Raw genomic sequence first — 19,140 nt, forward strand, 5'->3', positions numbered from 1 at the left:
GGTGTCCTATCGGCTCGCCGACGCGGCGCGGGCGGAAGGATACCGCCTCCACGTCCACGAGCGGCTCGAATCCACCAACACCCAGGCGCTCGCCCTCGCGGCGTCGGGGGAGGCGGGGCCGCTCTGGGTCGTGGCGCATCGCCAGGAGGCGGGCCGGGGGAGGCGGGGAAACGTCTGGGTGTCGCCACCCGGCAATCTCGCGGCGAGCCTGCTCTTCCCCGTGAGGGGCGTGCCGCGCGAGCGGATCGCGACCTTCGGCTTCGTCGCCGGGCTCGCCCTGGCCGAGGCGCTGGCGGATCTTTGCGCGCCCGGCGGCGATTGCGCGCGCATGGACGCGTTGCGCGAATTTCGGCTGAAATGGCCGAACGATGTGCTGTATGAGGGGGGAAAGCTGGCGGGCATCCTCCTCGAGACGGAAACCGGACCGGGCGGGCGCCTCGCGCTCGTGGCCGGCTTCGGCGTCAACGTCGAGGCGGCGCCCGAGGGTCTCCCCTATGCGGCGACCTCGCTGAGAGCGGCCGGCCTCGTGGCCGACGCGGCAGGCGTGTTCCAGCATCTCACGGGCCGGATGGCGCAGGCGGTGCGCCTCTGGAACGAGGCACGGAATTTCCCCGCGATCCGGCAGCGCTGGCTCGCGCGGGCGAACGGGCTCGGCGAGCCGGTCAGCGTCCGCAGGGACGGCGGCATCCTCGCGGGGACGTTCGAGACCATCGACGAGGAGGGGCGGCTCGTGATCCTCGCCCCGGACGGCGCCCGGCAGATCGTCACGGCGGGCGACGTGTATTTCGGTGAGGCCGCCACGGCGGCGTGACGATGGACGTGAACGGATGACACAGGGCGAAGGCGAGCTCGTCTTCCTGCCGCTCGGCGGCGTGGGCGAGATCGGAATGAACGCGGCGCTCTACGGCTTCGGGCCGGAGAAGGGCCGCAAATGGATTATGATCGACTGCGGCATGGGCTTCGCCGGGGAAGAGGCGATGCCCGGCATCGACCTGATGTACCCGGACCTCTCCTTCATCGAGGAGCGGCGCAAGGATCTTCTCGGCATCTTCATCACCCACGCGCACGAGGACCATATTGGGGCGATCGGCGAGCTGTGGCCGAAGCTGAAGGTGCCGGTCTACGCGACGCGCTTCGCCAAGAACCTGCTCGAAGCCCGCCGCCTCTCCGAGCCGGGCGCACCGAAGGTGGAGTTGCGCGAGGTCAAGCCGGGGCGCCGCTTCACGGTCGGTCCCTTCGATCTCGAGTTCGTGCCGGTCGCTCACTCGATCCCGGAATCGAACGCCGTCGCCATCCGCACGTCGCACGGCCTCGTCGTCCACACCGGCGACTGGAAGCTCGACGCGACCCCGGTCGCGGGCGACGTGACCTCCGAGGAGAGCTTCCGGGCGCTCGGCGACGAGGGCATCCTGGCGCTCGTCTGCGATTCGACCAACGTCGTGCGCGAGGGCCGCTCGCCGAGCGAGGCGCAGGTCGCCGAGAACCTCTCGCGGATCATCAAGGAGTCTCCCCACCGCGTCGCCGTCACCACCTTTGCCTCGAACGTCGCGCGCATCCGCGCCGTGGCGCTCGCCGCCAAGGAGTGCGGGCGGCAGGTGATCGCCGTCGGCCGCGCCATGGACCGGGTGATCGACGTCGCCCGCGAGTGCGGGTACCTCGACGGGCTGCCGGATTTCCTGTCGGCGGATTCCTACGGCAACCTGCCCCGCGATAAGGTCGTGGCCCTGCTCACGGGCTCCCAGGGCGAGCCCCGCGCCGCGCTCGCCCGCGTCTCGCGCCGCGACCATCCCGCCGTCACCCTGGCGGCCGGCGACCGGGTGATCTTCTCCTCGCGGGCCATCCCCGGCAACGAGCGGGATGTCGGCGCCATCATCAATGACCTCATCGACATGGGCGTCGAGGTCATCACCGACCGCACCGAGCTCGTCCACGTCTCCGGCCACCCGCGCCGGGACGAGATGGCCGACTTCTACGCCTGGACCCGCCCGAAGACGGCGATCCCCGTCCACGGCGAGGCGCTGCACCTCGACGAGCACCTGCGCTTCGCCCGCGCGCAGGGCGTCGGCAACGTCGTGAAGGCGCGCAACGGCAGCGTCGTCCGGCTGGCGCCGGGCACGCCCGAGGTGATCGAGCACGTCAAGGCCGGCCGCCTGTTCAAGGACGGCAATGTCCTCATCGATGACAAGGACCGGGCGATCCCCGAGCGCCGCAAGCTCATGCAGGCGGGCGTCGTCTCGGTCGCCATCGCCATCGACGAGCGCGGCGAGGTGCTCGGCGAGCCGGCGGTGGACATCATGGGCCTCCCCAACCGCGGCCGGGCCGGCGAGGCACTGATCGAGGTGGTGGTGGACACGGTCGGCCGCACCCTCGACGGGCTCGGCCGCAACAAGCGCCGGGACTCGGAAGCGGTGGAGAAGGCGGTCGACCGGGCCGTCCGCTCCGCCGTCAACGAGGCCTGGGGCAAGAAGCCGGCTTGCCACATCCAGGTCGTCGAGGTTTGAGTGCGGCAGCCCCGGAAGAGGGAGCGAGGGAGAGGACGATGATCGGGCGACTCAACCATGTCGGCATCGCGGTGCCCGATCTCGCCAAGGCCTGCGCCCTCTATCGGGACACGCTCGGCGTGCCGGTGACGGCGCCCGCCGAGATGCCCGAGCACGGTGTCACCGTCTCCTTCGTGGAGCTGCCGAACAGCAAGCTCGAGCTTCTCGAGCCGCTGGGCGATGCCTCGCCGCTCCGGGCCTTCCTGGAGAAGAACCCCGCCGGCGGCATGCATCACGTCTGCTATGAGGTCGAGGACATCATCGCGGCCCGCGATACGCTCGTGCAGGGCGGCGCGCGGGTGCTCAGCTCCGGCGAGCCCAAGATCGGTGCCGGCGGCAAGCCGGTGCTGTTCCTGCACCCGAAGGACTTCCTCGGCACCCTGGTCGAGCTGAAGCAGGCCTGAGCATGCTGGCGGTCTCACGCTCGACCCCGGCGACGATCGGGGTCATCGCACTCGTGGCCGCGCTGTTCGTCGCGGTGGCGGTCGCGCTGTTTCGCGTCACCGTCGTCGGCGGCTTCGGGCTCTACTTCGTGATCTGGTGGACGCTGCTCTTCGCGATCCTGCCCCTGCGCAATGGCGCGGAGACGGATGCGGAGCGGCTGGTGCCCGGGCAGGATCCCGGCGCTCCAGCCGCTCCGCGCCTGCGGGAGAAGGCGCTGCTGACCACGGTGGTCGCCGGCGTCGCGCTCATCGTCGCCCTCTCGGTCTTCCCACTCGCGGGACTGTGAGCCGAGAGAGGCCGGCTATCTCGGAAGGTCCGGACGCGAGCGATCATGTGGGCGCGTGTCGTCAAAGGCGAATGCACAAAAAACAAAAAGCAAGGCAAAAGCCTTGCTTTCTGGACCAGTCAATCTTGTTTCGGCTTGAATTACCCTACGCATTGACTGCGTGGCGGCCGATTTTCCTCCCAAGACCCGGACCGCGCGTCGCCTTTGGATCGGCGTCGCGACCATCGCGGGGGTGCTTATAGGAACAACATTTCGCCCTGTCACCTGCCTGGAGCGCAAAATCTGCGCTTTTTTGCAGGGAAAATAAAACTCCCTCGCCGCCGGCCGTCGTGCGGGCGTCACGATCGTCAGGGCGGCGATCCGGCCGAAACGCTTGTGTTTTCGCCGATGCTATGTGTTCTGTCCCCGGCGCCGCGCCCGCTCCGCCGCGGCGTCTCTTCGTCCTTCCAGGGTCCGTGATGCGTCTCTCCCGCTACTTCTTGCCGATCCTGCGTGAGACGCCGAAGGAAGCCGAGATCGTCTCGCACCGGCTGATGCTGCGGGCGGGAATGGTGCGCCAGGAATCCGCCGGCATCTACGCCTGGCTGCCGCTCGGTCTGCGGGTGCTGGAGCGGGTCTGCCGCGTCATCCGCGAGGAGCAGGAGCGATCCGGCGCCGTCGAGCTCCTGATGCCAACCGTCCAGTCGGCGGAGCTGTGGCGCGAGTCCGGCCGCTACGACGCCTACGGGAAGGAGATGCTGCGCCTGAAGGACCGGCACGAGCGCGAGATGCTCTACGGGCCCACCGCCGAGGAGATGATCACCGAGATCTTCCGGGCGAGCGCGCGCTCCTACAAGGACCTGCCCAAGAACCTCTACCAGATCTCCTGGAAGTTCCGGGACGAGGTGCGGCCGCGCTTCGGCACCATGCGCTCCCGCGAGTTCCTGATGAAGGACGGCTACTCGTTCGACTTCGACCAGGCCGGCGCCCGACACGCCTACAACCGGGTGTTCGTGTCCTACCTGCGCACCTTCGCGGGCCTCGGCCTCAAGGCGATCCCGATGCGTGCCGACACCGGGCCGATCGGCGGCGACCTCAGCCATGAGTTCATCATCCTCGCCCAGACCGGCGAGAGCGAGGTCTTCCTCGACCGTGCCTATCTCGACTTCGAGATCCCCGCCGCGACGGTGGATTTCGAGGACGTGGCCGGTCTCCAGGGCATCGTCGATTCCTGGACCTCGCACTACGCGGCGACCGACGAGATCCACGACGCGGCGGCCTTCGCCGAGGTGCCGGAGGCGAGCCGGATGTCCGCCCGCGGCATCGAGGTCGGCCACATCTTCTACTTCGGCACGAAGTACTCCGAGCCGATGGGCGCGGTTGTCACCGGCCCCGACGGGATCGAGCGGCCCGTCCACATGGGCTCCTACGGCATCGGGCCGAGCCGGCTCGTCGCGGCGATCATCGAGGCGAGCCACGACGAGGCCGGTATCATCTGGCCGGACGCGGTGGCGCCCTTCGACGTGGCGCTCATCAACCTCAAGACCGGCGACGCCGGCACCGACGGCGCCTGCGCCGAGATCCAGGCCCAGCTCGAGAGCGGCGGCCTCAGCGTGCTCTACGACGACCGCGACGAGCGCCCCGGCGGCAAGTTCGCCACCGCCGACCTCATCGGCCTGCCCTGGCAGGTCATCGTCGGGCCGAAGGGGCTCGCCGAGGGCAAGGTCGAGCTGAAGCGCCGCGCCACCGGCGAGCGCGAGACGCTGGCGCCTCTCGATCTCCTCGCCCGGATCAAGCGGGCCTGATCCCGCATGGCCGGGCTGATCGCGGGCGCGCTTCGACGGCGCAACGGCGGCGAGCCCGCCGCGCGCACGGGCCGCACGGCGCCCTTCGCCGGCTTCGAGTGGCTGATCGCCGGGCGCTACCTGCGGGCGCGCCGCCGGGGCGGCGGCGTCTCGGTGGTGGCCTTCTTCTCGGTGCTCGGCATCGCGCTCGGCGTCGCGACGCTCATCATCGTGCTCTCGGTGATGAACGGCTTCCGCAGCGAGCTTCTCTCCAAGATCGTCGGCATCAACGGGCACGTCTTCGTCACGCCGATCGACAAGCTCTTCACCGACTATGAGGACCTGACCGACCGCCTCTCCAAGGTCGCGGGCGTGCGCTCGGCGATTCCGCTCGTTGAGGGACAGGCCTTCGCCTCCTCACCCTATGGCGGCAGCGGCGTGCTGGTGCGTGGCGTGCGCGGCGCCGACCTCGAGAAGATCGCCGCCATCGCCGGAAACCTCCGCGGGGGGACGCTCGCGGGCTTCGACGACGGCGCGGGCGTCGCCATCGGACGGCGGCTCGCCGACAGCCTCGGCCTGCAGGCGGGCGACAACATCACCCTCTCGACGCCGAAGGGCGCCACGACCCCTTTCGGCACCGCGCCGCGGACCAAGACCTATCCCGTGAAGGCGATCTTCGAGATCGGCATGACGGAGTTCGACTCGACCTTCGTATTCATGCCGCTCGCCGAGGCGCAGCCCTTCTTCAACCGTGAGGGCGACGTCAGCCTCATCGAGATCTACGTCGACAATCCCGACGCCGTCGCCGAGATGCGCGAGCCGTTGGAGATGGCAGCCGAGCGACCGGTGCTTCTCACCGACTGGCGCCAGCGCAACCGCACTTTCTTCGGCGCCCTGGAAGTGGAACGGAACGTGATGTTCCTGATCCTCAGCCTGATCGTGGTGGTGGCGACCCTCAACATCGTCTCCGGCCTGATCCTGCTGGTGCGCGACAAGTCGAGCGACATCGCCATCCTGCGCACCATGGGCGCGACACCGGGCACGGTGATGCGGGTCTTCCTCATCAACGGCGCGCTCATCGGCATCGTGGGCACGCTGGCCGGCCTCGCGCTCGGCGTGGTGCTGACGCTCAACATCAAGGGAATCCAGCGGGTGCTCTTCCCCGGCGCCTGGGACCCGACGGTGCGCTTCCTCGCCGAGATTCCCGCGGAGATGAACCCGACCGAGGTCACGGTCGTCGTCGTCACCTCCTTCCTTCTCTGCCTCGTCGCGACGCTCTACCCGTCCTGGCGCGCCGCCCGGCTCGATCCGGTGCAGGCCCTGCGCTACGGCTGAGGGGAGCCGCCCGGGTGTCCGCGAGACCAGCGTCATGAGTGCGACAAGCGAGCCCGGCGCCCAGCCGGTGCCGGCCCTGTTCTTCGCCCGCGTCGAGCGGCGCTACCGGCAGGCGGAGGGCAATCTCGAGATCCTGCGCGGGGCCGATCTCGCGATCTGGCCGGGGGAGCTCGTAGCCCTCGTCGCGCCCTCGGGCGCCGGCAAGTCGACGCTCCTGCATCTCGCAGGGCTGCTGGAGCGGCCGGACGGCGGCGAGGTCTATGTCGGCGGCCAGCCCACCGCCGCCATGGCCGATGGCGAGCGCACGCGCCTGCGCCGCGAGGAGATGGGCTTCGTCTACCAGTTCCACCATCTGCTGCCCGAGTTCTCGGCGCTGGAGAACGTGGTGCTGCCGCAGCTCATCCGCGGCCTGTCGCGCAAGGAGGCGAGCGAGCGGGCCGGCGAGCTTCTGAGCTTTCTCGGCCTCAAGGATCGCCTGCCGCACCGGCCCGCGGAGCTCTCCGGTGGCGAGCAGCAGCGGGTCGCCATCGCGCGGGCCGTCGCCAACGGGCCCCGGCTGCTGCTGGCCGACGAGCCCACCGGCAACCTCGATCCGCATACCGCCGACCACGTCTTCGGCATCCTGACGGCGCTGGTGCGCGCCTCGGGGCTCGCGGCGCTGATCGCCACCCACAACCTCGACCTCGCCGCCCGGATGGACCGCCGCGTGACGATCCGGGACGGGCTGATCGAGCAGCTGGGCTGAACGGTTTCTCGCCGGTCAGCTCGGCGCCGGGTTCCAAGCTATCGCAGGCGACGCCGGTTCCCTCCCCCCATCGCATCCGCGAGGGACCCTCCCCCGCAGAGGGGGAGGGAGGGCGTCGCCGACAGAGACCTGAGCCCGGTTGCCCGTCGGGGATAGGGACCGTCGCACCGCCCGCTTCCGAACCGAAGCGATCACTCGATCAAATCATCCGCCGTGAGGCAGCGCCTTCACCCTTCGTCAACCATGCCCGATATCCCCGCTTTACTCAGAACAAAACGGGAACAAAGATCGGTCCGACGAAACAGGAGGCCACCATGACGAAGCGGACGATCCTCACCGGCGCCCTCGAGCTGACCGCGTTCAGCTTGCTCTTCGGCGCCGTCGCCCTCTGGAGCGTTGCCCTCTCACCCATGCACTGATCGGCGTGCCGCGACCATCCGTCCCTGATGCCGCCATGGCACAGGATCGCGGTCATCCACCGCGGATCGCGAGATCGCGGGTGACTCCGCCGCGCGGAGCCGGAATCCTTGGGTCTCAAGCCCGGACCCAGATATGCCCCGCCAGTTGAAGGAGGTCGGATACGTCCACCTCCACGTGCACTCGTCCTACTCGCTTCTCGAAGGCGCGATGAAGGTCGGCGACCTCGTGAAGGCGGCGGCCGGGGACCGTCAGCCGGCGCTGGCGCTGACCGACACCAACAACCTGTTCGGGGCGCTCGAATTCTCGGAGAAGGCGACGGGCTCCGGCATCCAGCCGATTCCCGGCCTCCAGCTCTCGGTGCTATTCGAAGCGCCCGATCCGCTCTCGCGCGCCAGCGCACCGGGGCCGGCGAGCGTGGTGCTGCTGGCCCAGAACGAGGCGGGCTACCGCAACCTGCTGAGCCTCGCGAGCCGTGCCTACTTCGACGGGGCGCTCGGGGAACTGCCCCAGGTGCGCGCCGAGGCCCTCGCCGAGGCCTCCGAGGGTCTGATCGCGCTCACCGGCGGCAGCGGCGGTCCGCTCTACGCGGCCCTGCGCAACGGCCGCGCGGAGCTGGCCGCCTCCCGACTCGACACGCTGCTGAGGGCCTTCGGCGAGGATCGGCTCTACGTCGAGATCCAGCGTCACGGTGCCGAGGGTGAGCGCCGGATCGAGGCCGAGCTGCTGCGGCTCGCCGATCGGCACGGACTCTCGGTGGCGGCGGCCAACGAGCCCTTCTTCGCCCGCGCCGAGGACTACGAGGCGCACGACGCGCTGCTCGCGCTCGCCGAAGGCCGCCTCGTCTCCGACGAGCGTCGTCGCCGCCTGACCCCGCGCCACGCCTTCAAGACCCGCGCGGAGATGGGCGAGCTGTTCCGGGACCTGCCGGACGCGCTCGCCGCCACCGTCGAGATCGCGCTCCGCTGCGCCTACCGGGTGCGCACCCGGAAACCCATCCTGCCGAACTTCGGTGCCGCCGCCGCGAGCTCCGAGCAGGCGGCCGCAGCCGAGGCCACCACCGCGGTGGCTCAGGCCATCGCGCTCGACGAGCCGGAGGAGCTGCGCCGCCAAGCCCGCGCCGGGCTGGAGGAGCGCCTGCGCCAGCACGGCACCGCGCCGGGCTTCACCGAGGAGGCCTACCGGGAGCGCCTCGCCTTCGAGCTCGACGTGATCGTCTCGATGAAGTTTCCGGGCTACTTCCTGATCGTCTCGGACTTCATCAAGTGGGCGAAGGACCACGACATCCCCGTGGGTCCGGGCCGCGGCTCGGGCGCGGGCTCGCTCGTCGCCTACGCGCTCTTGATCACCGACCTTGATCCGCTCCGCTTCGGGCTGCTCTTCGAGCGCTTCCTGAACCCCGAGCGCGTCTCGATGCCGGATTTCGACATCGACTTCTGCGTCGAGGGCCGCGAGCGCGTCATCCAGTACGTGCAGGAGCGCTACGGGCACGAGCAGGTCGCGCAGATCATCACCTTCGGCACGCTCCTCGCCCGCGGCGTGCTCCGCGACGTCGGCCGCGTGCTGGAGATGCCCTACGGGCAGGTCGACAAGCTCACGAAGCTCGTTCCCCAGAACCCGGCCAACCCCGTGACGCTCGCCCAGGCCATCGAGGGCGAGCCGAAGCTCCAGTCTGCGATCGAGGAGGAGCCGATCGTCGCTCGGCTCATGGAGATCGCCAAGAAGCTGGAGGGGCTCCACCGCCACGCCTCGACCCACGCGGCCGGCGTCGTCATCGGCGACCGCCCCCTCCACGAGCTGGTGCCGCTCTACCGGGACCCGAAGACGGGCATGCGCGTCACCCAGTTCAACATGAAGTGGGTGGAGGCGGCCGGCCTCGTGAAGTTCGACTTCCTCGGCCTCAAGACGCTGACCATGCTGCGCTGCTGCACGGACCTGCTCGCGCAGCGCGGCGTCCATGTCGACCTGTCGAGCCTGCCGCTCGATGATCCGAAGACCTACGCGCCCATGGGCCGCGGCGAGACGGTCGGCGTGTTCCAGGTGGAATCTGCGGGCATGCGCAAGGCGCTCTGCGAGATGCAGGCAGACCGCTTCGAGGACATCATTGCGCTGGTGGCCCTCTACCGGCCGGGCCCGATGGCGAATATCCCCGTCTACTGCGAGCGCAAGCTCGGGCGGGACGCCGGCAACGAGCGCAACTGGTACCCGCACGAGAAGCTGGAGCCGATCCTCCGGGAGACGTTCGGCATCATCGTCTACCAGGAGCAGGTCATGGAGGTGGCAAAGCTCCTGGCCGGCTACTCGCTCGGCGACGCAGACCTTCTGCGCCGCGCGATGGGCAAGAAGATCAAGGCGGAGATGGACGCCCAGCGCGACCGCTTCGTGAAGGGCTGCGTCGAGCGTGGGCTCGCCAAGGCGAAAGCGGACGAGATCTTCGATCTGCTCGCGAAGTTTGCCGACTACGGGTTCAACAAGAGCCACGCGGCAGCCTACGCGCTGCTGACCTACCAGACCGCCTACCTGAAGGCGAACCACCCGGTCGAGTTCCTGGCCGCGGCCATGCAGCTCGACATCGACGTCACCGATAAGATCGCCGAGTTCCGTCAGGATGCGCAGCGCCTCGGCATCACCGTCGAGCCGCCCTCGATCAACGCCTCGGGCGTCGCCTTCCAGGTGCACGAGGGGCGCATCCGCTACGCGCTCGCCGCCATTAAGGGTGTTGGCCGTGCCGCCGTGGAATCGATCGTCGCGGCCCGCGGCGACAGGCCCTTCGCCGACCTCGCCGACCTCGCGCGCCGCCTCAACCCGCGCCACGTCAACAAGCGCACGCTGGAGAACCTCGTCGCCGCGGGCGCCCTCGATTGCCTGGAACCCGACCGGGCCAGGGCCTTCGCCGCTGTCGAGCCGATGATGAAGCTCGCTCAGGGCGCGGCCGAGTCGGAGGCGACGGGCATCGCCGACATGTTCGGGGGCCTCGTCTCGGCGGACGTGTCGCTGCGCATCCCGGCCCACGAGCCCTGGCCGATGGCCGACCGGCTGAAGAAGGAATACGAGGCGATCGGCTTCTTCCTCTCCGGCCACCCGCTCGACGAGTACACGCACCTTCTCGAGAAGCTGCGGGTCCAGAGCTGGGCCGAGTTCTGCAAGGCCGTCCGTGCCGGCTCGGCGAGCGTCGGAAAGGTGGCGGCCTCGGTGCTCGACCGCGCGGAGCGGCGCACCAAGAGCGGCAACAAGCTCGGCATCGTCACCCTCTCGGACCGCACGGGCCACTTCGAAGCGATCATCTTCTCGGAAGGGCTCGGCCAGTACCGCGATATCCTGGAGCCCGGAAAGCCGCTGGTGCTGACCATCCAGGCAAACCTCGAGGGCGAGGACGTGCGCGCCCGCATCATGACGGCCGAGCCCCTCGACCAGGCGGTCGCCAAGCACCAGAAGGGCATGCGCATCTACCTGCGCGACGACCGGCCGATCGGCTCCGTGCAGCAGCGCCTCGCCACGCGGGGCGAGGGCGAGGTCTCGCTGATTCTCATCCTCGACGGCGGCGAGCGGGAGGTCGAGGTGAAGCTGCCCGGCAAGTACCAGGCCTCGCCCCAGGTGGCCGGCGCGATACGGGCCGTGCCGGGGGTGGTGCAGGTGGAGGTGAACTGAGGCGCCTACGGGTCTTTCGGCGTGTCGAGTTCCTCGAACGGCCGCGTACGGTGCCCCTGGCAGACCTCGTCGTCGTCCAGCACGGTGAGGAGGCCGGCCTCCTCCCGGAACACCGCCTTCGGCCGTTCCGCCTTGCCGAAGGTGCGACCCTTCATGTGGCTCGACACGCAGTAGAGCCGGCGCCCGCCATCCTCGAAGGGGCCGGCGAGCCGGCTGTTCTCGAACCGCACCGGCAGCAGCGAGATCGAGCCGAACGCGACCTGCTTGAGGGCGAGCGCCGCGATCCGCCGGCGCATCTCCGGCGAGGGTTCCTCCGGCTTGCCCGCAGGCGCCTTGCGCGCGGACTTCTTCGCCGTGGCCGGAATCTCCTTCGATGCCTCGTCCCGCGCCGAGGCCGGCAGGGCGAGGAGCAACGCGATGGCAACCGAGAGGAGGCGCATGGCCTTTGGTGCGGGATGCGCGCGCGGCCGGCAACACGGTCTCGACGGAAGAGCGAAAATCCTTGCGGATACGGCGCTTTCCCTCACGAAACGCGCCGGGAACCGCTATCTCTCGTTCCATGCAATGGAGCGACGAGGGGCTGGTCATCGGCCTGCGCCAGCACGGCGAATCGGGGGTGATCCTCGAGGCGATGACGCCGGAGCACGGCCGCCATCTCGGCCTCGTCCACGGCGGCCGCTCCCGGCGGATGCAGCCGGTCCTCCAGCCCGGCAACCGGGTGCGGCTCGTCTGGCGGGCGCGGATCGACGAGGGGCTCGGCTCCTTCGCCGTCGAGCCGCTTCAGCTCGTGGCGCCGCGGCTGATCGGATCGGCGCTCGCCCTCTACGGCCTCTCGCATCTCGGTGGGCTGCTACGGCTGCTTCCCGAGCGCGATCCGCATCCCGGCCTCTACGAGGCGGCGCAGGTGCTGATCTCGTATCTCGACGATCCTGCCGTGGCGCCCGCGTTGATGGTGCGCTTCGAGCTGGCGTTGCTCGCCGAGCTCGGCTTCGGCCTCGCTCTGGAGGCCTGCGCGGCGACCGGGGCGAACGATGCGCTCATCTACGTCTCGCCGCGGAGCGGGCGCGCCGTCAGCGCTTCCGCCGGCGAGCCCTATCGCGATAGGCTGTTGCCGCTCCCCGCCTTCCTGCGCGAGGCGGCGAGCCCCGGCCATGCCCCGCGGGTGCAGGACGTGCGCGACGGCTTCGCCTTGACCGGCTACTTCCTCAACCAGCACATCTGGGGACCTCGCGCCCTGCCGCCCCCCGGCGAGCGGACGCGATTCGTCGCGCTGGGGCTCGATGCGCCACCGGCACGTTCGTGATATGTTCTGTTTCTCGCCGGCATGCCCGGCCGATCGGTAAAGCGTGATGGGTCAGATCTTCGAGCCCCCGGGCGGGGACGGCATCGAGAGCGTCGAGCTGAAATCGGCGCTGGAGGAGCGCTACTTCGCCTACGCACTCTCCACGATCACGCAGCGCGCGCTGCCCGATGCCCGGGACGGGCTGAAGCCCGTCCACCGCCGCATCCTCTACGGGATGCGCCTGCTCCGGCTCGACCCGAACACCGCGCACAAGAAATGCGCCAAGATCGTCGGCGACGTGATGGGCGACTTCCACCCCCACGGCGACCAGGCGATCTACGACGCCCTTGTGCGCCTGAGCCAGGATTTCGCGCAGCGCTATCCGCTGGTCGACGGGCAGGGCAACTTCGGCAACATCGACGGCGATGGCCCCGCCGCCTACCGCTACACCGAGGCCCGGCTCACCGAGGTCGCGAGGCTTCTCCTCGACGGCATCGACGAGGACACCGTCGATTTCCGCCCCTCCTACAACGGCGAGAAGGAAGAGCCGGTCGTGCTGCCGGCGGCCTTCCCGAACCTGCTCGCCAACGGCAGCCAGGGCATCGCGGTCGGCATGGCGACCTCGATCCCGCCCCACAACGCGGCGGAACTCTGCGATGCGGCCCTCTACCTGATCGGCCATCGCGAGGCGACCTCCGAGCAGCTCGTCGAGACCTTCGTCCAAGGGCCGGACTTCCCGACCGGCGGCATCCTGGTCGATTCCCGTGCCTCCATCGTCGAGGCCTACCGCACCGGACGCGGCGCCTTCCGAGTGCGGGCGCGCTGGGCGAAGGAGGATCTCGGCCGCGGCACCTGGACCATCGTCGTTACCGAGATCCCCTACGGCGTGCCGAAGGGGCGGCTCATCGAGAAGCTCGCCGAGCTTCTCCAGGAGAAGAAGCTGCCGTTGCTCGCCGACGTGCGCGACGAGTCCGCCGAGGACGTGCGCATCGTGCTGGAGCCGCGCTCCCGCAGCGTCGACCCGGTCATCCTGATGGAGTCGCTGTTCCGCCTGAGCGAGCTGGAGTCGCGGGTCTCGCTCAACATGAACGTCCTCGTCGGCGGGCAGGTGCCCCGCGTCATCGGGCTGGCCGAGGCGTTGCGGGAATGGCTCGACCATCGCCGCACGGTGCTCCAGCGCCGCTCCCGCTACCGGCTCGGGCAGATCGAGCGGCGGCTCGAGATCCTCGGCGGGTTGCTCATCGTCTATCTCGACCTCGACGAGGTGATCCGCATCATCCGCGAGGAGGACGAGGCGAAGCCCGCGCTCATGGCGCGCTTCAGCCTCACCGAGATCCAGGCCAACGCCATCCTCGACACCCGCCTGCGGGCGCTGCGCAAGCTCGAGGAGATGGAGCTGAAGCGCGAATTTACCGACCTCACCGCCGAGAAGGAGGGGATCGAGAGCCTTCTCGGCTCGGACGCGCTCCAGTGGAAGACGATCACAGGCCAGATCAGGCAGGTGAAGAAGACCTTCGGCCCCGAGACCAAGATCGGGCGTCGCCGCACCACCCTGGAGAACCCGCCGGACACCGCCGGTATCGACCTCACGGCGGCGCTGGTCGAGCGCGAGCCGATCACCGTGATCGTGTCGGCGAAGGGCTGGATTCGCGCGCTCAAGGGCCATGTCGCGGACCTCTCGGGCATCGCTTTCAAGGGCGACGACAGCCTCAAGATCGCCTTCCCGAGCGAGACGACGGCGAAGGTGCTGGTGCTCGCCTCCAACGGCAAGGTCTACACGCTCGACGCCTCGAAGCTGCCGGGCGGGCGCGGCTTCGGTGATCCGATCCGCCTGATGGTCGATCTCGACGACGGCACCGAGATCGTCGCGGCGCTGCCCTATCAGCCGGAGGGCAAGCTTCTGATCGCGGGGTCGGATGGGCGCGGCTTCCTGGCGCCGGCGGATGCGCTCGTCGCCAACACCCGCAAGGGCAAGAGCATCCTCGGCCTCGACGGAAGCGCAACCGCGACGGTGCTCGTTCCCGCGAACGGCGACCATGTCGCCGTGTGCAATTCGGACCGGCTGCTCTTGGTCTTCCCCGCGAGCGAGCTGCCGGAGCTGTCGCGCGGCAAGGGCATGCGGCTTCAGCGCTGCCGGACCGCAAGCCTGACGGATGCCTGCGTGTTCGCCATGGCGGAGGGGCTGCCCTGGCGGGAGACGGGCGGGGTGAGCCGGCTCGCCAACGCGGGCGTTCTGGAGCGCTGGGTGGGCCACCGGGCCGATGTCGGCGCGCTGATGACCCGCAGCTTCCCGAAATTCGAGCGGTTCGGGAAGTGAAAGAGCGACAGGCCGCCTTCGGCCGAAGGAAAGACCGGTTCGGCGAAGGTCGGGGGCGGCCTCAGCGGCGGCGGAACTGACCGCGGACGGGGGGGCGGGGGCCGGAGCGCTCGTCCTTGTGGCGGAACACGAGGCGGCCCTTCTCGAGATCGTAGGGCGACATCTCGACCGTCACCCGGTCGCCGGCGAGCGTCTTGATGCGGTTCTTCTTCATCTTGCCCGCCGTGTAGGCCACGATCTCGTGGCCCTGGTCGAGCTGCACGCGGTAGCGCGCGTCGGGCAGGATCTCGAGAACGAGACCGTCGAACTGCATCAACTCTTCTTTCGCCATCCACCGTCTCCGGCCCGGCCGCTCGGGCCCTTCGGAGAATCCGGGGCCGACTTTCCTGGGCAATCAGCAAAACGCCCGTGGCGGCGGGTCCGATCCGGGTGGGATCGCGCGCGAAGCCTTCAGACGTGCCCCGCATGTAGTCTTCGCACTACTCCGGCGCAAGCTTGCCGGCCGGGACGGCGCTTCCCATCGACAGCTTTCGAGCCTCGGGTCTGCCATGCCGGCCGCCGCTTGGCGGAACCGGCGGGGAATCCTACCTCCTCTCCCGACAGGCCCCGCGACGCGGGCCGGGACGCAAAGCCAGCATGATCGCCACCGACACCGATATCCTCGCCGCGGCCGAATCCTGGCGGCGCGAGGGACGCCAGGCCGTGCTCGCCACGGTCATCGAGACCTGGGGCTCGGCGCCGCGCCCGGTGGGCAGCCACCTCGTGGTGGACGGGGAGGGGGGCTTCCAGGGCTCCGTCTCCGGCGGCTGCGTCGAGGGCGCCGTGGTCGAGGAGGCGATGGAGGTGATGACCGAGGGCACGGCCCGCGTGGTCGAGTTCGGCGTCGCCGACGAGACAGCCTGGCGGGTCGGGCTCTCCTGCGGCGGCCGCATCCGCATCTTCCTCGAGCGGATCGACTGAGCATGCATCTCGACACCCTCGCAAGGCTCAACGCCGAGCGCGCCGCCCGCCGCGCTACCGTGCTGGTGACGGATACCGGCGACGGCACGCAGCGTCTCGTCACGGAAGCCGAGATCGACCGCGATCCCCTGGCCGACACCCTGCGCAAGGCGCTCGCCGCCGGCCGCAGCGGCCTCGTGGAGGCGGACGAGCGACAGATCTTCCTGACCGTCCAGGCGCCGCCGGTGCGCCTCGTGGTGATCGGCGCCGTGCACATCGCCCAGGCGCTGGCGCCGATGGCGCGGGCCGTCGACCTCGCCGTCACCGTCATCGACCCCCGCACCGCCTTCGCGACGCCGGAGCGCTTCCCCGAGATCGACCTCGTTCCGGAATGGCCGGATGCGGTGCTCGGCAACCGGGTGCCCGCCCTCGACCGCTACTGCGCCGTCGCGGCGCTGAGCCACGATCCGAAGATCGACGACCCGGCGCTGAAGGCGGCCCTCGGCGCCGGCTGCCTCTATGTCGGCGCCCTGGGCTCGCGGAAGACCCACGCCGCGCGGGTCGAGCGGCTGACGCAGGCCGGCTTCCCGCCCGAGGACATCGCCCGGATCAGGGCGCCGATCGGCCTCGACATCGCCGCCGTCAGCCCCGCCGAGATCGCCGTCGCCATCCTGGCCGAGATCGTCTCCACCCTCCGCCGGCCCCGGCAGGACCGATGAGGTTCGGCCCCGTCCCCCTGTCCGAGGCGGAAGGCGCGATCTCCGCCCATACCGTGCGCACGCCCGGGCTGGTGCTGCGCAAGGGCGAGACCATCGCGCCGGAGGCGGCGTTGCGGCTCGGCGCGGAGGGGATGCGCGAGATCGTCGCCGCGCGCCTCGATGCCGGCGACGTCGGCGAGGACGAGGCGGCCGCCGCCCTGGCCGGGCGGCTGACGGGAGAGGGATTGCGCGTCGAGGCGCCGGCCACCGGGCGCTGCAACCTCTTCGCGTCGGTCGACGGCCTCGTCCTCGTCGAGCGCGCGGTGATCGACGCCGTGAACAGCGTCGACGAGGGGCTGACGGTGGCGACGCTGCCGCCGTTCCGGCCGGTGACGGCCGGCGAGATGGTCGCGACCGTCAAGGTCATTCCCTACGCGGTTCCGGGCGCGCTCCTGCGCGAGGCCTGCGCGGCCGCGGGCTCCGCAGCGCTCGGCGTCGCGCCCTATCGCCGCCGCCGGGTGGGCGTGGTCTCGACGCTGCTGCCGGGCCTGAAGCCGGCGACGGTCGAGAAGACCCTTCGCGCGCTGCGCGGCCGGCTCGATCCCGCCGGGGCCGTCATCGCCGCCGAGGAGCGGGTCGCCCACGGCGCCGGAGCGGTCGCCGAGGGGATCGCGGCCGTGCGAAAGGCGGGCATCGAGCTCGTCGTGCTGTTCGGCGCCTCGGCGATCGCCGACCGCCGCGACGTGATCCCGGGCGGCATCGAGCTGGCCGGCGGCACGGTCGAGCATCTGGGCATGCCGGTCGATCCCGGCAATCTGCTGCTCCTCGGCTCGCTCGGCGACCTGCCGGTGATCGGCGCGCCAGGCTGCGCCCGCTCGCCCCACGAGAACGGCTTCGACTGGGTGCTGCGGCGGCTTCTGGCCGGCCTTCCCGTCACGCGGGCCGACATCGTCGCCCTCGGCGTCGGCGGTCTCCTCCTCGATACCGTCCGGCGGCCGCACCCGCGGATCGTCCGGTGAGTGCGCCGCGGATCGGAGCGATTCTGCTTGCGGCCGGCAGCGGTAGCCGCTTCGGCGGCGATGGCAAGCTGCTGGCGGAGCTCGACGGGGCGCCGCTCGTCCGCCACGCCGCCCTCGCCATTCGGGATGCCGGCTTGGCTCCGGCCGTCGCGGTGCTCGGCGCGCGGGCTGAGGCGGTCCGCGAGGCCCTGCGGGCGATGCCTCTTCGCTTCGTCGTGAACGCTGGGCACGCGGACGGCCTGTCGGGCTCCCTCAAGGCCGGGATCGCCGCACTGCAGAGAGACGCCGATGCGGCGGTCGTCGTGCTCGGCGACATGCCCCGCATCGATGCGGCGCTTCTGGGCCGCCTCGCCGCCGCCTACCGCGCCGCGCAGCCGCGTCCCGGCGCTGTGGTGCCGGTGCATGGCGGCCGGCGCGGAAACCCGGTCCTCCTCGATCTCGCGATCCTCGCGTCCGAACTCGAAGCGCTCACCGGCGATGCCGGGGCCGGGCGCTCGCTCGCCCGGCGCGACGACGTCATTGAGATCGAGGGCGGACCGGGCTGCCTGCTCGACATCGACACCGCCCAGGCGCTCGACGCCCTGCGCCGGCGCTGAGCGACCCCTCAGTCCCGGCGGTCGCCGGCGGAAGCCGCGCTCCGCTTCGCCTCGCCCCGGCATCGGTCCGAACAGTACCGGACCTCGTCCCAGACCCGCTCCCACCTCTTGCGCCACGCGAAGGGCCGGCGGCACTGCGCGCAGATCTTCTCGGGCAGGTCGCCCTTGCGGCGCATCCGCGCCACGCTCAGCGACCGATGCCGGCGGCGTCGACCAGGGAGACCGGGCTCCAGCGGTTGATCTGGATGAACCCGTCGCAGGCCGCGACCACGATCGCCCGGCGATAGCGATGGACGACCGTGCCCGGCGTCAGCCCGTGCGCCTCCTGCCAGCCCTGCGCCTCGATCACGAACACCCGGTTGTCGCCGAGCCGGGCGACGGTCTCGATGGCGCCGAAGGCCCGCACCCGGCGCAGGACGCTGGCCACGTCCCCTCGGAAGTCGAGGGTGCGGTCGGCGTCGGTGACGCGGGGCCAGTAGGAGCCGTCGCCTTGCGGCTCGGCCCGGCGCCAGAGAGCGGGCAGCTCTTGCGCGAGCGGGCCGGAGGCGAGCCGGGCCGCAGCCATCTGGCAGCGGGCAAGCAGCGTCTCGTGGGTGTCGCGCTCGGAGAGCGGGAACAGGTCCTGCGCGAGGATGTCGCCGGTGTCGAAGCCCTCCTCGGCGAGCACATGGGCGGTGACGCCCCAGGTCTCGTAGCCCTCCGCGAGGGCGCGGAAGAGCGGGTAGGGGCCGCGTCCCGTGGGCAGGGGCGAGGGGTGGATGTTCAGGGCGTAGCGAACCCGGCTCTTCCAGCCGGTGATCCTCCACGGGTAACCCGCTACGACGAGCGCCCAGTCGCGTCCGTGCGCCGCGTGCAGGGCCTCGAGATCGCCCGGCAGCAGGCGCGACATCTGGATCGGCACCCGGAAGCGCCGCGCCTGGGCGATCACCGCCTCGTTATGGTCGTAGACGCCGTCGCAGGGACGGGTGAAAAGCTTGATCGGCGTCCACCCCGCCCCGACGAGCCCGTCGAGGACGCCGCCGAGGAAGTCGATGCCGGCGAACGCGAACTTCATCTGACGCCTCGGACGGTCTCGAAGGGCCTGCCTGCGACCTTAGCGCAACCGGCTTGG

18 protein-coding genes are annotated in these 19,140 nt (G+C 70.5%); 14 read left to right on the top strand and 4 right to left on the bottom strand.

Annotated elements, in window-relative coordinates:
- Position 1 precedes the first annotated feature (1 nt).
- From MFF04_RS11810 to dnaE, 8 genes are all read left to right on the top strand, one after another.
- Complete coding sequence (locus MFF04_RS11810; protein WP_238275999.1) at positions 2 to 811, top strand: biotin--[acetyl-CoA-carboxylase] ligase; 810 nt, start codon at positions 2 to 4, stop codon at positions 809 to 811.
- Positions 812 to 827: 16 nt separating this feature from the next.
- Positions 828 to 2,501 (top strand): ribonuclease J, encoded by a 1,674-nt coding sequence (locus tag MFF04_RS11815; protein ID WP_238276001.1) that lies wholly within the window; start codon positions 828 to 830, stop codon positions 2,499 to 2,501.
- Between the two features lie 38 nt (positions 2,502 to 2,539).
- Positions 2,540 to 2,944, top strand: coding sequence for a methylmalonyl-CoA epimerase (mce, locus tag MFF04_RS11820; RefSeq protein WP_238276003.1), 405 nt, complete (start codon positions 2,540 to 2,542; stop codon positions 2,942 to 2,944).
- 2 nt (positions 2,945 to 2,946) lie between these two features.
- Positions 2,947 to 3,270, top strand: coding sequence for a DUF1467 family protein (locus MFF04_RS11825; protein WP_238276005.1), 324 nt, complete (start codon positions 2,947 to 2,949; stop codon positions 3,268 to 3,270).
- Between the two features lie 458 nt (positions 3,271 to 3,728).
- Positions 3,729 to 5,054 (top strand): proline--tRNA ligase, encoded by a 1,326-nt coding sequence (proS, locus tag MFF04_RS11830; protein ID WP_238276006.1) that lies wholly within the window; start codon positions 3,729 to 3,731, stop codon positions 5,052 to 5,054.
- 6 nt (positions 5,055 to 5,060) lie between these two features.
- Positions 5,061 to 6,368: a lipoprotein-releasing ABC transporter permease subunit gene (locus tag MFF04_RS11835; protein WP_238276008.1), complete on the top strand. Its 1,308-nt coding sequence runs from the start codon at positions 5,061 to 5,063 to the stop codon at positions 6,366 to 6,368.
- A gap of 34 nt (positions 6,369 to 6,402) precedes the next feature.
- Positions 6,403 to 7,113 (top strand): ABC transporter ATP-binding protein, encoded by a 711-nt coding sequence (locus MFF04_RS11840; RefSeq protein WP_238276010.1) that lies wholly within the window; start codon positions 6,403 to 6,405, stop codon positions 7,111 to 7,113.
- Between the two features lie 552 nt (positions 7,114 to 7,665).
- Entirely contained in the window at positions 7,666 to 11,178 is a 3,513-nt protein-coding gene (dnaE, locus tag MFF04_RS11845) for a DNA polymerase III subunit alpha (RefSeq protein ID WP_238276012.1), read from the top strand.
- A 5-nt stretch (positions 11,179 to 11,183) separates the two neighbouring features.
- Here dnaE and MFF04_RS11850 read toward each other — a convergent pair whose 3' ends face one another.
- Entirely contained in the window at positions 11,184 to 11,618 is a 435-nt protein-coding gene (locus tag MFF04_RS11850; protein ID WP_238276014.1) for a hypothetical protein, read from the bottom strand.
- 119 nt (positions 11,619 to 11,737) lie between these two features.
- On the opposite strand from MFF04_RS11850, the gene recO reads away from it, so the two are divergent.
- Together recO and parC are read left to right on the top strand one after the other, a co-directional pair.
- Entirely contained in the window at positions 11,738 to 12,481 is a 744-nt protein-coding gene (gene recO / locus MFF04_RS11855) for a DNA repair protein RecO (RefSeq protein WP_238276016.1), read from the top strand.
- 46 nt (positions 12,482 to 12,527) lie between these two features.
- Positions 12,528 to 14,777: a DNA topoisomerase IV subunit A gene (gene parC, locus MFF04_RS11860; protein ID WP_238276018.1), complete on the top strand. Its 2,250-nt coding sequence runs from the start codon at positions 12,528 to 12,530 to the stop codon at positions 14,775 to 14,777.
- Between the two features lie 61 nt (positions 14,778 to 14,838).
- On the opposite strand, the gene infA is transcribed toward parC, so the two are convergent.
- A complete protein-coding gene (infA, locus tag MFF04_RS11865; protein WP_238276019.1) occupies positions 14,839 to 15,108 on the bottom strand; it encodes a translation initiation factor IF-1 in 270 nt (89 codons plus the stop codon).
- A 305-nt stretch (positions 15,109 to 15,413) separates the two neighbouring features.
- Between infA and MFF04_RS11870 the strand changes: the two genes are divergently transcribed.
- The 4 genes from MFF04_RS11870 to MFF04_RS11885 are packed head-to-tail and all read left to right on the top strand — an operon-like array spanning position 15,414 to position 18,029.
- On the top strand, positions 15,414 to 15,737 hold the full coding sequence (locus MFF04_RS11870; RefSeq protein ID WP_238276020.1) for an XdhC family protein: 324 nt from the start codon (positions 15,414 to 15,416) through the stop codon (positions 15,735 to 15,737).
- 2 nt (positions 15,738 to 15,739) lie between these two features.
- Positions 15,740 to 16,435: an XdhC family protein gene (locus MFF04_RS11875; protein WP_238276021.1), complete on the top strand. Its 696-nt coding sequence runs from the start codon at positions 15,740 to 15,742 to the stop codon at positions 16,433 to 16,435.
- A complete protein-coding gene (locus MFF04_RS11880; RefSeq protein ID WP_238276022.1) occupies positions 16,432 to 17,433 on the top strand; it encodes a molybdopterin-binding protein in 1,002 nt (333 codons plus the stop codon). Before MFF04_RS11875 ends, MFF04_RS11880 begins: the two co-directional genes overlap by 4 nt.
- The gene (locus tag MFF04_RS11885) at positions 17,430 to 18,029 is read left to right on the top strand and encodes a nucleotidyltransferase family protein (RefSeq protein WP_238276023.1); all 600 of its coding nucleotides are present in this window, start codon (positions 17,430 to 17,432) and stop codon (positions 18,027 to 18,029) included. Before MFF04_RS11880 ends, MFF04_RS11885 begins: the two co-directional genes overlap by 4 nt.
- A gap of 8 nt (positions 18,030 to 18,037) precedes the next feature.
- On the opposite strand, the gene MFF04_RS11890 is transcribed toward MFF04_RS11885, so the two are convergent.
- Together MFF04_RS11890 and MFF04_RS11895 are read right to left on the bottom strand one after the other, a co-directional pair.
- A complete protein-coding gene (locus tag MFF04_RS11890; protein WP_238276024.1) occupies positions 18,038 to 18,214 on the bottom strand; it encodes a DUF2256 domain-containing protein in 177 nt (58 codons plus the stop codon).
- A 2-nt stretch (positions 18,215 to 18,216) separates the two neighbouring features.
- Entirely contained in the window at positions 18,217 to 19,083 is an 867-nt protein-coding gene (locus tag MFF04_RS11895) for a methionyl-tRNA formyltransferase (RefSeq protein ID WP_238276026.1), read from the bottom strand.
- Positions 19,084 to 19,140: the final 57 nt, after the last annotated feature.

The sequence above is a fragment of the Methylobacterium jeotgali genome (genome assembly GCF_022179345.1).
In the GTDB taxonomy this organism is placed as follows: Bacteria; Pseudomonadota; Alphaproteobacteria; order Rhizobiales; family Beijerinckiaceae; genus Methylobacterium; species Methylobacterium jeotgali.

Bases quoted from the DNA above. Each gene is read 5' to 3' on its own strand.
- MFF04_RS11815 (WP_238276001.1), top strand. From the start codon at position 828: ATGACACAGGGCGAAGGCGAGCTCGTCTTCCTGCCGCTCGGCGGCGTG.
- mce (WP_238276003.1), top strand. From the start codon at position 2,540: ATGATCGGGCGACTCAACCATGTCGGCATCGCGGTGCCCGATCTCGCC.
- MFF04_RS11825 (WP_238276005.1), top strand. From the start codon at position 2,947: ATGCTGGCGGTCTCACGCTCGACCCCGGCGACGATCGGGGTCATCGCA.
- proS (WP_238276006.1), top strand. From the start codon at position 3,729: ATGCGTCTCTCCCGCTACTTCTTGCCGATCCTGCGTGAGACGCCGAAG.
- MFF04_RS11835 (WP_238276008.1), top strand. From the start codon at position 5,061: ATGGCCGGGCTGATCGCGGGCGCGCTTCGACGGCGCAACGGCGGCGAG.
- MFF04_RS11840 (WP_238276010.1), top strand. From the start codon at position 6,403: ATGAGTGCGACAAGCGAGCCCGGCGCCCAGCCGGTGCCGGCCCTGTTC.
- dnaE (WP_238276012.1), top strand. From the start codon at position 7,666: ATGCCCCGCCAGTTGAAGGAGGTCGGATACGTCCACCTCCACGTGCAC.
- MFF04_RS11850 (WP_238276014.1), bottom strand. From the start codon at position 11,618: ATGCGCCTCCTCTCGGTTGCCATCGCGTTGCTCCTCGCCCTGCCGGCC.
- recO (WP_238276016.1), top strand. From the start codon at position 11,738: ATGCAATGGAGCGACGAGGGGCTGGTCATCGGCCTGCGCCAGCACGGC.
- parC (WP_238276018.1), top strand. From the start codon at position 12,528: ATGGGTCAGATCTTCGAGCCCCCGGGCGGGGACGGCATCGAGAGCGTC.
- infA (WP_238276019.1), bottom strand. From the start codon at position 15,108: ATGGCGAAAGAAGAGTTGATGCAGTTCGACGGTCTCGTTCTCGAGATC.
- MFF04_RS11870 (WP_238276020.1), top strand. From the start codon at position 15,414: ATGATCGCCACCGACACCGATATCCTCGCCGCGGCCGAATCCTGGCGG.
- MFF04_RS11875 (WP_238276021.1), top strand. From the start codon at position 15,740: ATGCATCTCGACACCCTCGCAAGGCTCAACGCCGAGCGCGCCGCCCGC.
- MFF04_RS11880 (WP_238276022.1), top strand. From the start codon at position 16,432: ATGAGGTTCGGCCCCGTCCCCCTGTCCGAGGCGGAAGGCGCGATCTCC.
- MFF04_RS11895 (WP_238276026.1), bottom strand. From the start codon at position 19,083: ATGAAGTTCGCGTTCGCCGGCATCGACTTCCTCGGCGGCGTCCTCGAC.